At 63.2% G+C, this 14,129-nt stretch carries 12 protein-coding genes; all 12 read right to left on the minus strand.

Annotation, left to right across the window (positions count from 1 at the left end; translation table 11 throughout):
- Positions 1-75: 75 nt before the first annotated feature.
- Positions 76-747: an ATP-dependent Clp protease proteolytic subunit gene (locus tag WD012_RS06355; RefSeq protein WP_339562927.1), complete on the minus strand. Its 672-nt coding sequence runs from the start codon at positions 745-747 to the stop codon at positions 76-78.
- A 3-nt stretch (positions 748-750) separates the two neighbouring features.
- Complete coding sequence (locus WD012_RS06360; protein ID WP_339562928.1) at positions 751-1,377, minus strand: ATP-dependent Clp protease proteolytic subunit; 627 nt, start codon at positions 1,375-1,377, stop codon at positions 751-753.
- 227 nt (positions 1,378-1,604) lie between these two features.
- Positions 1,605-2,975, minus strand: coding sequence for a trigger factor (gene tig, locus WD012_RS06365; RefSeq protein ID WP_339562929.1), 1,371 nt, complete (start codon positions 2,973-2,975; stop codon positions 1,605-1,607).
- 51 nt (positions 2,976-3,026) lie between these two features.
- Positions 3,027-4,289 carry an HRDC domain-containing protein gene (locus tag WD012_RS06370; RefSeq protein WP_339562930.1) on the minus strand — a complete coding sequence of 421 codons (1,263 nt, stop codon included), beginning with the start codon at positions 4,287-4,289 and terminating at the stop codon, positions 3,027-3,029.
- A 190-nt stretch (positions 4,290-4,479) separates the two neighbouring features.
- Positions 4,480-5,184 carry a DUF3000 family protein gene (locus WD012_RS06375; protein ID WP_339562931.1) on the minus strand — a complete coding sequence of 235 codons (705 nt, stop codon included), beginning with the start codon at positions 5,182-5,184 and terminating at the stop codon, positions 4,480-4,482.
- Between the two features lie 111 nt (positions 5,185-5,295).
- Positions 5,296-6,138 (minus strand): pyruvate formate-lyase-activating protein, encoded by an 843-nt coding sequence (gene pflA, locus WD012_RS06380; RefSeq protein WP_339562967.1) that lies wholly within the window; start codon positions 6,136-6,138, stop codon positions 5,296-5,298.
- 228 nt (positions 6,139-6,366) lie between these two features.
- Positions 6,367-8,742, minus strand: a complete 2,376-nt coding sequence (gene pflB, locus WD012_RS06385; RefSeq protein ID WP_339562932.1) for a formate C-acetyltransferase — start codon at positions 8,740-8,742, stop codon at positions 6,367-6,369.
- A 293-nt stretch (positions 8,743-9,035) separates the two neighbouring features.
- Complete coding sequence (locus WD012_RS06390) at positions 9,036-9,224, minus strand: hypothetical protein (protein ID WP_015450292.1); 189 nt, start codon at positions 9,222-9,224, stop codon at positions 9,036-9,038.
- 24 nt (positions 9,225-9,248) lie between these two features.
- Entirely contained in the window at positions 9,249-10,946 is a 1,698-nt protein-coding gene (locus WD012_RS06395) for an NAD+ synthase (protein WP_339562933.1), read from the minus strand.
- Positions 10,947-10,991: 45 nt separating this feature from the next.
- Positions 10,992-12,143 (minus strand): M20 metallopeptidase family protein, encoded by a 1,152-nt coding sequence (locus WD012_RS06400; protein ID WP_339562934.1) that lies wholly within the window; start codon positions 12,141-12,143, stop codon positions 10,992-10,994.
- Positions 12,144-12,187: 44 nt separating this feature from the next.
- Complete coding sequence (locus WD012_RS06405) at positions 12,188-12,895, minus strand: methionine ABC transporter permease (protein WP_278769251.1); 708 nt, start codon at positions 12,893-12,895, stop codon at positions 12,188-12,190.
- Positions 12,892-14,028: a methionine ABC transporter ATP-binding protein gene (locus tag WD012_RS06410; RefSeq protein WP_339562935.1), complete on the minus strand. Its 1,137-nt coding sequence runs from the start codon at positions 14,026-14,028 to the stop codon at positions 12,892-12,894. The genes WD012_RS06405 and WD012_RS06410 overlap by 4 nt, the downstream gene beginning before the upstream one ends.
- Positions 14,029-14,129 lie beyond the last annotated feature (101 nt).

Here is a 14,129-nt window from a genome sequence, read left to right on the forward strand (position 1 = left end):
TATGGAACGCCCTGATACGAGCATACCCCCAACGTCACCGTCGGGGGTATGCCTGCATGATGCCGGAGCATCATCCTACTTGCGTGGGGAGAGCACGGCGTCGACCATGCCGTAATCCTTGGCCTCCTCGGCTGTCAGGAAGGTGTCGACCTCGATGTCCTTGCGGATCTTCTCAACGTCCTGCCCGGTGTGCTTGGCGAGCGTGGTCTCCAGCCATTCGCGCATGCGCAGCATCTCCTTGGCCTGGATCTCGATTTCCGTGGCCTTGCCGAAGCCCTGGTCGATGGACGGCTGGTGGATGAGCACGCGCGCGTTGGGCAGGATCATGCGCTTGCCCTTGGTACCGGCCGCCAGCAGGATCGCCGCAGCGGAAGCCGCCTGCCCCAGGCACACGGTCTGCACGTCGGGCTTGATGTACTGCATGGTGTCGTAAATCGCGGTCATCGCGGTCATGGAGCCGCCGGGCGAGTTGATGTACATCATCACGTCCCGGTTCGGGTCCTGGCTTTCCAGTACCAGCAGCTGGGCCATGATGTCATCCGCGGACGTGTCATCGACCTGCACGCCCATGAAGATGATGCGGTCCTCGAACAGCTTGGTGTACGGGTCCTGCGTCTTCATACCGTACGGCGTACGTTCGCTGAACTGCGGCAGGACATATCGGTCCTGCGGCTGGTACCCGCCGATGCCGCGCGGTCCTGCGAGCCGTTGCGCGCGCTGTACGAATCGTGCCTCTTCGCTTGCCATAGGTCACTCCCCCTTCGACGTGTCGGAGCTCATCGTGCCGGGCGTGGTCACGATCTTGTCCACGAAACCGTAATCCAGCGCCTCCTGGGCGGTGAACCAATGGTCATACTCGTTGTCCCGGTAGATCTCCTCCACCGTGTGGCCGGTCTGTTTCGCGGTCAGTTCGGACAGCGTCTTCTTCATATCCATGATGAGTTCGGCGTTGATGCGCACGTCGGTGGTCGTGCCGCCGATGCCGCCGGACGGCTGGTGCATGAGCACCCGGGCGTGCGAGGTGATGAAACGCTTGCCCGGCGTGCCCGAGCTCAGCAGGAACTGGCCCATGGAAGCCGCCATGCCGACCGCCACGGTGGCGACATCAGGCTCGATGAGCTGCATGGTGTCGTAGATGGCCATGCCTGCGGTGATGGAGCCGCCGGGCGAGTTGATGTACAGCCAGATGTCCTTCTTCGGGTCTTCAGCCGCGAGCATGAGCATCTGGGCGCAGATGACGTTCGCATTGTCATCCTTGACTTCGGAACCCAGCCAGATGATGCGGTCCTTGAGCAGCCGGTTGAAAATCGGGTCGGTCGGCCCCGCCGGCATGTCCTCGCCGGCCATGACGGGCAGGATTGCACTGGAATTGCTCAACCTTGTCTCCTTCGGTAAATCGTTTGTCCTCAGCCTACCGCGTCGAATCGACGCCGACCGCGGATTGCGCGGTCAGCGCACGGCGGGGCGCGGATGGCGCAGTACAGACGACAAAGCGGCGGCCTGGATGGTCCAGACCGCCGCATCATGCCGTATGCATCCCTGATGCATCGTACCGCGCCGAGGGCTCACTCCCCCGTCACGGCACGTTCATCGCTCATGCGATGTCACTCGGCATCCTTGTCGTTGGCGAGCTCATCCGCCACGGCGGCGGCAGCGGAAGCGGCTTCCACGCTCTCCTCTTCCTCGTTCTCCGGGGTGTCGCCGAGGAACTCGCTCAGATCGAGCGGCTGGCCTTCGGACGTGAAGGACACGGCGCGCATGCCGGCGAGCATACCCTTGGAGCGGCCGACTTCCTGCACCGCGGAACCGAGCTGGCCGTTGCGCACGATGGCGTTGATGAACGCGGTCGGGTCCATGCCGTACTGCTGGGCGATGGAAGCCAGGAAGTTGGTGACGTCCATCTGGGAGACCTTCACGTCAAGCTTCTCGGCGAGCGTGTCGAGCACGATCTGGTCGCGCAGTTCCTTCTCGACCTCCTGCTCGGCATCGGCTTTCTGCTCCTTGGTGGCCTTCTCGGCGTCCACGCCGTTGTTCTTGAGCTGCTGGTCGAGCATCTCGGCCTTCACACCCTTCGGCACCGGGATATCGAGGCCTTCCTGCAGCTTGGCGAGGAACGCATCACGGGCCTCGGTGGCCTGGCGGCCCTTGGCGTCCTGCTCGGCGGCCTTGCGCACGTCGGCCTTGAGCTCCTCGAGCGTATCGTATTCGGATGCTTCCTGGGCGAAGTCGTCGTCGAGCTCCGGGAGCTCCTCCGCCTTGACGGAGTTGACCTTCACCTTGATTTGGGCCTTCTCGCCCTCGTGCTCGCCTGCTTCCAGCGTGCCCTCGAAGGTGGTCTCCTCGCCGGCGGACAGGCCGTCGAGCGCCTCGTCGAGGCCATCGAGCATGGTGCCGGAGCCGAGCTCGTAGCTCACGCCTTCCTGGGAGTCGACGGACTCGCCGTCGATCTGGGCGTCAAGATCGATATTCGCGTAATCGCCTTTGGTGGCCGGACGGTCCACGCCGACCAGCGTGGCGAAGCGCTGGCGCAGGGAATCAAGACGCTTGTCGATGTCCTCGTCGGTGACCGCGGCGGCCGGCACGTCGATGGTCATGCCATCGAGCTCGGGAAGCTCGATTTCGGGGCGGCGTTCCACGGTCGCGGTGAACTTGAGCTTGGTCTCGTCCTTGGCGGAGGCGGGCACTTCCTGCACGTCGAACTCAGGCTGGGCCATCGGACGGATCTTCTTCTCCTCGAGCGCCTTGGAGTACAGCTCCGGAACGCCCTGGTTCACGGCCTCGCCGGCGACGGCACCGAAGCCGACGCGGGTGTCGATGACCTTGCCGGGAACATGGCCCTTGCGGAAGCCGGGCACGTTGATCTGCTTGCCGATCTCCTGGCGGGCCTGATCGAGATATGGATCGAACTCCTCGGGATCGACGGTGATGGTGAGCTTCACCTTGGTGGGCTCGAGGTTCCTAACGCTGATTTTCACGCTTGCGCTCCTGTTGACGAGTATGCATTCTTCTGCCGTATAAGGCAACCGTTATATGATAGCGCGACTTACGGACGCTGCAACCAGGTTCACCTGCCAGTCGCGCGCCCCCTCCTGCCTGAGGAACTCCGCCACGTTCCTGCGTTCGGGGTGATCGGTCCAGCACAGGTTGCGCAGAATCTGGGGCTTGACGATGATCTCCGCCGGCGTACGCGTATCCTGGGCGATCTGGGAGATGACGGCGCGCACCTTCTGCAAGGTCTCGAAACGGTCCGGATGATGGGTCTTCCAGTATTTCATCGACCGGGGGGCATTGGTCTGCGCGTCCGGCTGCTGCTGGGGCATGGTGGGCCACCGGCTTGGCGGGAGCGCGAGCGCCTGCTGGATGGTCGTCTTCCACAGCGAGGGCTTGACGGAACGCTGGATCGGCGCATACCGTTCGAACATCTTGTCCTGTTCGCTGCCGGTATGGATGCGCACCCGCTCGTTGAGCGAACGGATCGCGCGGAATTCGCGGTTGTTGTGCGGCTTCTTGCGGGCGGCCTCGATGATGGCACAGTCAGCAAGCAGCAGGCTCGGCTCGATGTCGTACTGCCGTGCAAGACGGTCCCGCTGCTCCCATAGGGCCTTGGCGACGGCCTGCCCCTGACGGTCATGGCTCAGGGCGGTGATATGCGAGATACGCATCCACGGCACCGGATGGATCTTGCGTGGCTGGGCGCCTTCGCGCAAGGCGTAGTCGAACTCCTCCTCGGCCCACTCCATCTTGCCTTGTCTGGCCAGATCGCGGGTCATGTGCTCGTCAAGCTCGATGAGCAGCTCGACATCCAAGGCCGCATAGTCCCGCCAATCCCTCGGTAACGGACGGTATGACCAGTCCGCCGCGGAATGCTCCTTGGCGAGGGTGACACCGAGGTAGTACTCGGTGACCGCGCTCAGCCCGAACCGATGCAGCCCCAGCAACCGTGCCGCGATCTCGGTGTCGAACAGGCGCTGCGGGCGCATGCCGATCTCGAAGAACCCCGGCAGGTCCTGCAACGCATCGTGGATGATCCATACGGCGTCCCCGACCGCGTCATTGAACTCATGCCAGTCGACGCCCTGCTCCCCCAACGCGACCGGATCAAGCAAGCCAATGCCCGCACCCTGGCGTTTGAACTGGACCAGCCAATCCTCATGGCCGTACCGGTATCCGCTGGCACGCTCCGCATCGGCTGCGACGGGGCCTTGGCCTTGCGCAAGCAAATCACAGTACCGGCGGAACCCGTCCAGCGTGTCGATGACATCCGGCACGCCGCCCCTGGGCTCGGACATCAGCTTCGGTTCCCCGTGGAACCTCGGATCGTGCTCCGATGGCGCCGATCCAACCGCACTCACCGTATCCGTCACGTGCCAGATCTCCTTCATATCGTGCATATCGTGTCGCCGCGGCACCCGGTCCGATACCGCCTGACCGTATGCCATAGTACCGGCACCGCTGACTGGGAGGGATCGCGCGGCGGGGTCAGTCTATGCCCTGCGCGATCAGCTTGGCCCATTGCGTCACCTGGATCCCCGCATCGACTCCATCGCGGCCCCCCGTGCCCGCTGCCGGCGGTGTCCAAGACGCCCGCAATTCGTACCGTGCCGACAGATCGTTTGGCGCTACGCCGAAGAAGGTATCGCGGCTGACGGTCACCGTACCGGCAATCGACGAGGCGTCGGCGCCAGCCTCCCGCAGTATGGCATTCACCGCTTCCCAGCAATGTGCGGTATACCGCGCGTCTGTGTCATGCTCGTGCCCCGGAGACGCGGGGATACGGCAGAATGCCGCGCAACGCCATCGTGAATTCCAATGCCGCGGCGGATCGCTGGAGTACAGCAGTGTGATCCAGCCCCATGCCGCCTCATCGACAATCCGGTGGACGTCTACAGGCGCGTCGAAACCGACATCGCCGTGTCCCGGATGCCGACCGAATCCATCGCCCCGATCCGCAGGCCGCGTGCCGGTCTGCGCCGTATCACCCGCACGGACTATACCTACACCAATGCCGTACTCGGCGATGGACCGGGGTACCGGCACCTCATGGAATTGCACCCCTTCCACCATGGGCATCCCGTGAACGGACAGCACGGCATGCCACACGGCATCGGGAACGTCTTGCGGCCGCGCCGGCTGCCGGTCCCGATGCATGGAAGCATGGTCGGGGAACGAGAATATCTGGGCCATAGCTACAGGGTAGAACCTGCAGATGCCCAATGGTTGCGATGACACTCGCATCATACCGACCATCACAGTATCTGCATGAATCAGGCTGCGGGCACGGCTGAGGCCCGCGTGTCAGTACACTGTGAACCCATGCGCCTCAAACTGCTTGGCGACACGGGCGCGCAGCTTCGCGTCCGGCCCCTTGGCGTCCTCGAGCGGGTACGGGATGCGCAATTCATGCCATTTGGGTCGCCCAAGCTGATGGAACGGCAACACGTCGATATGTTCCACGGCGTCGCCGAAAGTCTCGCAGATGCGTGCCACGTTCTCCACGTTCTCCTCGGCGTCGGTGAGCCCTGGCACCAGAACGAAGCGCACCCAGATCTTCTTGCCCGCCGCGGCCAGACGCTGTCCGAATTCGATGGTCGGCGCGAGCACGCCCCCGGTCACCCGGTGGTAGGTCTCCTCGTCGCCGGACTTGACATCGAGCAGGCACAGGTCGATATCCTCGATCATCTCGTCGGTGTAGTTGCGGTTGAGGAAGCCCGAAGTATCAAGGCAGGTGTGCACGCCCATCTCCTTGGCTGCGCGGAACACGCGGGAGACGAACGCGGGCTGCATCATGGATTCGCCGCCCGAGAAGGTGATCCCGCCGCCGGTGGACTTGAACAGGTCCTGATAGCGGTCGATCTTCTTGATCATCGCCTCCAGATAGACCGGCCGGCCGTCACGCATCTTCCAGGTGTCAGGGTTCTGGCAGTACTGGCAGCGCAGCGGGCATCCGCTCATGAACACGGTCATCCGTGTGCCCGGGCCATCCACCGAGGTGTTGATGTCCCAGGAATGCACGAAGCCGATATCGCCGGTATGCAGCGCCTCGATACGGTCGCGACGATCCAGGCCGATCGGCGACTCGAAACCGGACAATCCGCCCATCAGGGTCTGGCTTGCATACTGCTTGGACTTCTTGAGCATATGCGGCGTGGTCGTATGGAATCCTTGGGAACCGGTGACCGCGGACTCTGTCCGCGATTGCGATTGCGTATCTGTCGATGACATCATTGTCTCCTTCTCATGCAACCCGTGCCACATGTGGCACCGGGCAACGGCTGGGGGCGGAACCTTTCGGCCCCGCCCCCAGTCATACGGTTCGTGCGGTCATGCCACACACGCCTGCTTCAGCCGCCCGAGGGGCGGACAGGGTCAGTCGACGACCGCACCCTGATGGAAGGTGCGCGAAATCACGTCGAGCTGCTGCTCGCGGGTGAGCTTGACGAAGTTCACCGCGTAGCCGGAGACACGCACGGTCAGGTGCGGGTACTTCTCAGGATGCTCGACAGCGTCCTCAAGCTGCTCCTTGCGCAGGACGTTGATGTTCGCATGGTACAGGCCATGGCCGTTGCCCGCGTCGAGGATGCCGACGAGGTTGTTGATGCGCTCGTCCTCATCGCGGCCCAGGCCTTCAGGCGTGATGGTGTTGGTCAGCGAAATGCCGTCAAGCGCGTCGTTGTAGTCGATCTTGCCGACCGAGAACATCGACGGAAGCATGCCGTGGGAGTCCATGCCGTTCTCCGGGTTCGCGCCCGGGGCGTACGGGGTGCCCTTCTTGTGGCCGGACGGGAAGGAACCGGTGTTCTTGCCGTACTCCACGTTGGAGGTGATGGTCAGAATGGACTGGGTCGGAACCGCACCGCGGTAGACCGGCAGACGCTTGACCTGGCCCATGACCGTGGAAACGACCCACTTGGCGAGGTCGTCGGCGCGATCGTCATCGTTGCCGTAGACCGGGAACTCGCCTTCGGTGCGGTAGCCGACCACCAGATCGTCATCGGCGCCTTCGACGTACTCCTTCTCATGGCCCGGGGTGTCCTTCGCGTCCTTGTTGTAGACCGGGTACACCTTGGCGTACTTGAGCGCGGACAGCGAGTCGGCGGCGATGGACAGACCGGACATGCCGCAACCGAGGGTGCGGTACACCTCCTTGTCGTGCAACGCCATCTCGATGGCCTCGTACGCGTACTTGTCATGCATGTAATGGATGATGTTCAGCGCTTCGACGTAGGTCTCGGACAGCCATTCGAGAGCCTTCTCGTAGTTGGTCTTGACCTTCTCGAAGTCGAGCGTGCCGTCGGCCTCGGGCTTAATCGGGTCGATGACGCCCTTCTCGATGACCTGCATGCCGGTCATCTCGTCGCGGCCGCCGTTGATCGCGTAGAGCAGGGCCTTCGCGGAGTTGACACGGGCGGCGAAGAACTGCATCTGCTTGCCGACGCGCATCGGGGACACGCAGCAGGCGATGGCCGCGTCGTCGCCCCAATGGGAGCGGATCTCCTTGTCGGACTCGTACTGGATGGCCGAGGTGTCGATGGAGATGCGGGCGCAGAAGCGCTTGTAGGCTTCAGGCAGCTTCGGATCCCAGAAGATGGTGATGTTCGGTTCGGGGCCCGGTCCCAGATGCTCGAGCGTCAGCGTGTTGAGCAGGCGGAAGGAGGTCTTGGTGACCATGCAGCGACCGTCGTCGCCGAAGCCGGCATCGGACCAGGTCGCCCAGTACGGGTCGCCGGAGAAGATCTGGTCGTAGGCCTTGGTACGCAGGAAGCGCACGATACGCAGCTTCATGACGATCTGGTCGATGAGCTCCTGGGCGCCCTGCTCGTCAAGCTTGCCGGACTTCAGGTCACGCTCGATGTAGATGTCGAAGAACGCGGAGTTGCGGCCGAAGCTCATGGCGGCGCCGTCCTGGCTCTTGACCGCAGCGAGATAGCCCATGTACGTCCATTGGACGGCCTCCTGCGCGGTCTGCGCCGGGCGGGACAGGTCGAGGCCATACTCGTTGCCGAGGTTGATGAGCTTCTTCAGCGCCTTGATCTGGTCGTCATGCTCTTCACGGAAACGGATCCAGTGCTCGATCTCCGGCTCGGTGAAATCGTTGCGGTACGGCACGGAATCCTTGTCGCGCTGCTTGAGCCTGATCAGTGTGTTCACGCCGTACAGGGCCACACGGCGGTAGTCGCCGATGATGCGGCCACGGCCGTAGGCATCCGGCAGACCGGTGAGGATCTTGTTGTGGCGGGCGATCTTGATGTTCTTTGTATACACGCCGAACACGCCGTCATTGTGGGTCTTGCGGTACTTGGTGAAGATCTTCTTGACTTCGGGGTCCGGCTCCTTGCCGGCCTCGAGAATGGCCTGCTCGACCATGCGCCAGCCGCCGTTCGGCATCATCGCGCGCTTGCACGGCTCGTCGGTCTGCAGACCGACCACCACGTTGTCGACTTCCGGGCTCTCGATGTAGCCGGCAGGGAACGCGTCGATGTCGGCCGGGGTGTGGGTGTCCACGTCATAGACACGCTGGCGGCGTTCAACGGCAAGGTAGTTGTCGTCGAGGTACTTCCACATGTGCTTGGTCTTGTCGGTGGCATCAGCGAGGAAGGACTCGTCGCCCTCGTACGGGGTGTAGTTCTTCTGGATGAAGTCGCGAACATCGATATCCTGCTGCCAATGTCCGCCATTGAAGCCGTCCCATGCCTTGGCTTCGAGTTCCTCCTGGGAGAGGGCGGTCTGGTCAACTGCTGTCATATCCACTCCTTGGTGTCAGTCACCGCAACGCACCGTTACGCTGCGTTCGTCTCCTATTCTAGTGCCATCGCCATGACGTCGTGCCGTGCTGGGACGTGACTTATATCACAATCGCACGGAGCGCAATCAAGTGGAACGCAATCGGCGAATCAGCGATGCACAGTACACGCGTATACATACGATTCTGCTTCTGCCGACGCTCCAGCGTCGGAAGAAGCAGAAAGAAAAACCGGCCTACCGCGATGATGGAGGCCAGATAGTCTCGGAACCGGCAGCTGCCTGCATGGCCTGCGCTACTTGCCCCAGCGCTTCCACTGGCGGTCTTGCTCGTTCCACGTGGCGTTGCGTTCCTTGACGATCTTCCACGCGTCGAGCGCGTCCTGCCGGGTCCTGTACGGACCCATGCGCTGCGAGTCCGGCGATATCATGCCGTATTCCGGTTGCCCGGTGACCATATTGAAATACCACTGTTTGTCAGCCATATGACACCTCCCGAACTGTGTAGCTTACTCGCGGAACGCGCTCGTCACCGGCAGGCGGCGGTCGCGGCCGAAGGCGAGCGCCGTGACTTTCGGCCCGAGCGGATACTGGCGGCGCTTCCATTCGGCACGGTCGACGAGCCGCATCACCGTATCGACGGTCTTCTCATCGAAGCCATCGGCCAGCAAATCGGCGCGGCCGTGGGCGTGTTCGATGTATGCGGCGAGCACCTTATCGAGCAGCGCATATTCGGGCAGGGAGTCGGAATCTTTCTGCCCCGGGCGAAGTTCGGCGCTCGGCGCTTTGGTAATCGAATTGACCGGAATAATGATGTCGTTCGGGGCGGGTTTGCCGTGCTCCCCCGTTTCGTTCCCGACGATATGCAGTCCACCGATGCCCATGCCGTGCGCGCAAGCCTCGTTGCGCCACCGGGCGAGTTCCCACACGCGAGTCTTGAGCAGGTCCTTGATGGGCGCGTAGCCGCCGACGGCGTCGCCGTAGATGGTCGAATACCCGCAGGCGAGTTCGGATTTGTTGCCGGTGGCCAGCGCGAGCACGCCCTTCGAGTTGGAGTATGCCATGACGATGACGCCGCGGATACGCGCCTGGAGGTTTTCGGCGGCGACACCGTCCAGATGCAGCTGGTTCTGGTAGGCGACGAACAGCGGCTCGATCGGCTGGATATCATAGTGGGCGCCGATGTTGGCGGCGAGATCGGCCGCGTCGTCCTTCGAACCGTCCGAGGAGTACATGCTGGGCATGGAGATGCCCCAGACATTGGCCCCTCCACAGGCGTCCGCGGCCATGGCCGCCACGAGCGCGGAATCGATACCGCCAGACAGGCCCAGGCACACGCCGCTGAAATGGTTCTTGCGCATGTAATCCTTGAGACCGAGCACGCAGGCGGTGTAGACCTCCTCGTCCTTGTCCGGCGCCGGGGCGATGATCCCCGCCGCTTGGTGCTCGGCGTCGGTGTCGAAGTCGAACAGGCCCAAGTCCTCCACGAACATGGGCGAGCGCTGCAGCAACGTGCCGTCGGCGTCGACGGTGAAACTGCCGCCGTCGAAGACGAGATCGTCCTGTCCGCCGACCTGGTTGACGTATACCACGGGGGCGCCGACTTCCCTGGCGCGCCGGACGGCCAGATCGAAGCGGGTGTGGGTCTTGCCTTCCTCGTAGGGCGAACCGTTCATGGTGACCAGCACGTCGATGCCGCGCCCGGCGAGTTCGGCGACCGGACCGCCGTCCTGCCAGATGTCCTCGCAGATGGCAAATCCGAGCTTGACGCCGTCGACCTCGACGACGGTCGAATGGTCGCCGGGCGAGAAAATACGGAATTCGTCGAACACCCCGTAATTGGGCAGGAAATGCTTGTCGTAGCCTGCCCAGACGACGCCGTCATGCAGCACGACCAGGCGGTTGCGCGGTTTGTCGGAGGCGTGGTCGGTGCCGACCGTGCCGACGACGACATACAAGTCGCCCAGCCCATCGGCCTCAAGTTCAGTGGCCAGCCAGTTCGCCTTGTCCCACGCGGCTTTGCGGAAGGTACGCCTGAGTGCGAGATCCTCGATCGGGTATCCGGTCAGGGTCATCTCCGGGAACACGACCACCTGCGCATGCTGCCGTGCCGCGCGGTGCGCGTACTCCAGCGTCTTTTCGGCGTTGCCTTCAAGGTCGCCGACGCAGGTGTCGATCTGTGCGAGTGCTATGCGAATCTGTGCCATACCCCCAGTCTAGTGAGGGTATGGCACAACGAGGTGTCCTGCAGGTCACCGTCCCACTTCGCCAAGCACGCGCAACGCGGCGTTGATATAGAATTCGGTGCCCGTCTTGACGGCCTCGTCCTTGGCGATGAACTTGGGGCTATGCAGACCGTGGTGGCCGGGGCCGCCGTTGGAGCCGACGAAAGTGAAGACCAGCGGGCAGACCTTGCCGAACTCGACGAAGTCCTCCCCTGCCATGGACGGGTGGATCGGCTCCAGATCGGCATAATCCGGCACGTCAGCGGCGACGGCCTTCGCAAGGTCGGGGTCGGAGACCAGCGGGTCCTGGAAATCGTCCCAGCGGAAGTCCGCACTGATGCCGTATGCGGCGGCGGTATGCTCCACGATCGCGCGCATGCGACGTTCGGCGAGCTGCGAGTCCTCCTTGTAGAAGTAGCGGACGGTCCCGAGGAACCCGGCTTCGGCGGGCACGACATTCCACACATCGCCGCCGTGGACTTCCGTGACGGAGACGACCAGCGGGTGGAACGGCGTCGCATTGCGGCTGACGATGGTCTGCAGGGACAAGATCATCGAGGCCATGGCCTCCAGCGGGCCGGTGCCCAGATGTGGGTAGCCGGCGTGCGTGCCTTCGGCGTGCAGATCGACATAGAATTTCACGCATCCGGCCATCATCGGTTCGATGCCGACGGCCAGCTGGCCGGGCGTATAATCCGGGTTGTTGTGCGTTCCGACCATCGCGTCGAGATCGTCCACCATGCCGGAATCGACGACGGATTTCGCGCCGCGCCCGGTCTCCTCCGCCGGCTGGAACACGATTTTGAGGCTCCCGTCGATCCGGTCGCGGTGGGAGGCGAACCATTCGACCGCCCCGAGCAGGCTGGTCATGTGGATGTCGTGCCCGCAGGCGTGCATGACACCCGGATTGTGCGAGGCGAAGTCGAGGCCGCTTTCCTCGGTGACCGGCAGGCCGTCGATATCGGCGCGCAGCCCGACGCGCGGACCGTCGTGTTCGCCTTCGATCAGCCCGATGACACCGGTTTCCAGCGGGCTGTCGAGTACCTGGACACCGAGCGAATGCAGCTTGTCTGCGAGAAATGCGCTGGTGTTCACTTCCTTGAAGCTCAGTTCCGGCGTCTCATGCAGATGGCGTCTGGTCGCGACCAGGCCGTCAGTGAGCTCGATGTGTTCTGCCATATGGCCCTCCCCTGTACTGTGTGGTGTTGCGTGCCACGAATCGTTCAGCGCTGCCGTTTGAGCACGTGCTTGGCAAGCGCGTTGGCGATCGCCTGCACGACCTGTACCAAGACAATCATGATGACCACCGCAGACCAGGTGACCGTCTGGTCGAACTTCTGGTAGCCGTAGGCGATGGCGAAATTACCCAGACCGCCGCCACCGATGTATCCGGCCATCGCGGACATGTCGAGCACGCCGATGAACAGGAAGGCGTAGGCGAGGATCAGGGGGCCCAGGGCCTCGGGAATGAGCACGGTGCGGATGATGGTGAATTTGGAGGCGCCCATGGCCCGGGCCGCTTCGATCACGCCGGGATCTACGGGCACGAGGTTCTGTTCGACCAGCCGTGACGTGGCGAAAGTGCACATGACGACCATCGGGAAGATCGCTGCCGCCGTACCGATGGAGGTGCCGACCACCTTGATGGTCAGCGGCTGCATCGCGGCGAGGAAGATGATGAACGGGATCGGGCGGATGATGTTCACGATCACGTCCAGGATGTGATACACCACGCTGTTCTCGAACAGATTGCCCGGACGCGTCCCGTACAGGACCACGCCGAGCACGAGTCCCAGGAACCCGCCGATCAGCAAGGTGACCAGCACCATTTCCAAGGTCTGTGCCACGGATTGCAGCAACAGCGGCTTCAACACCGTCCAATCGGATTTGCCGGCGAGACTTGTCGCAGCGTCAATCGTCCATGCGTTCATCGTGTCTCTCCTTCATCCGTCGCGACCGCCCGGTCATACTCCACCGGGTGGCTTGCGGTACCGAAATCAATGACATCGCTGTCTTCGCGCAATGCCGTGAGGAATTCGCCGAACCGCGGGTTCGTGTCGTCGAACACGTAGGTGATCGCGCCGACCGCCGAGCCGCCCACGGTGTCCATGCCGCCGTAGACCAGGCCGCTGTGGATGCCGTACTGCGCGATGAGGTCGGAGATGTTCTGCCCGGACGCCTTGACCGCCGGACGGCCATCCGCCGCGGGGATGTCCTTCTGTCGCACCAGGACGCTGACGAGCCTGCCGTCCCATTCCTCATGCAGTTTCGCGACGCGCGGGGCGTCCGGCAGCCCGGACAATGCGGTGGCGATGAACCGACGGGTCACCTTGCGCTGCGGAGCGGCGAACACGTCGTACACGTCGCCGCGCTCCACGATTTTTCCTGCACTCATAACCGCCACCTTGTTGGCGATCTGCTGGACGACGTTCATCTGGTGGGTGATGAGCACGATGGTGACGCCCAGCTGCTCGTTGACGCGTTTGAGCAGGGCGAGCACTTCCGAGGTGGTTTCCGGGTCGAGCGCGCTGGTCGCCTCGTCGGCGAGCAGGATCTTCGGATTCGTGGCGAGCGCACGCGCAATGCCGACCCGCTGCTTCTGCCCGCCGGACAGCTGCGAGGGGTACTTGTCCTTGTGCTCGCGCAACCCGACGAAGTCAAGCAGCTCATTCACCCGTTTGTCCTGGTAATCCTTGCGCCAATGGTCCAGTTGCAGCGGGTAGGCAATGTTCTGCGCGACCGTCTTGGTGGAGAACAGGTTGAACTGCTGGAAGATCATACCGATTTTCTGCCGGATCGGCCGCAGTTTCGATTCGCCCAACTGGTCCACTCGCGTGCCGAGCACCGTGACCGACCCTGATGTGGGACGTTCCAGCGCGTTGACCATGCGCACGAGCGTCGACTTTCCGGCCCCCGAATACCCGATGATGCCGTAGATGTCCCCGGCGTTGATGTCGAGACTGACATCGTCCACCGCACGGGTCGTCCCATGCTCCTGTCCGCCGCCCGAACGGCGACGGTACTCCTTGACCACGTGGTCGAAGGTGATGACCGTTTCCGTCATCGTTGCCTCCTTGGTATGCCTTCCACGAAATATCCTGCGCGATGTGTGTCGCGCACGCGTCTTCCACCGTCGAAGGCCCGGCCCAGACTCTCGCCTGGTAC

The organism is Bifidobacterium thermophilum, assembly GCF_037482445.1.
Taxonomy (GTDB): Bacteria; Actinomycetota; Actinomycetes; order Actinomycetales; family Bifidobacteriaceae; genus Bifidobacterium; species Bifidobacterium thermophilum_B.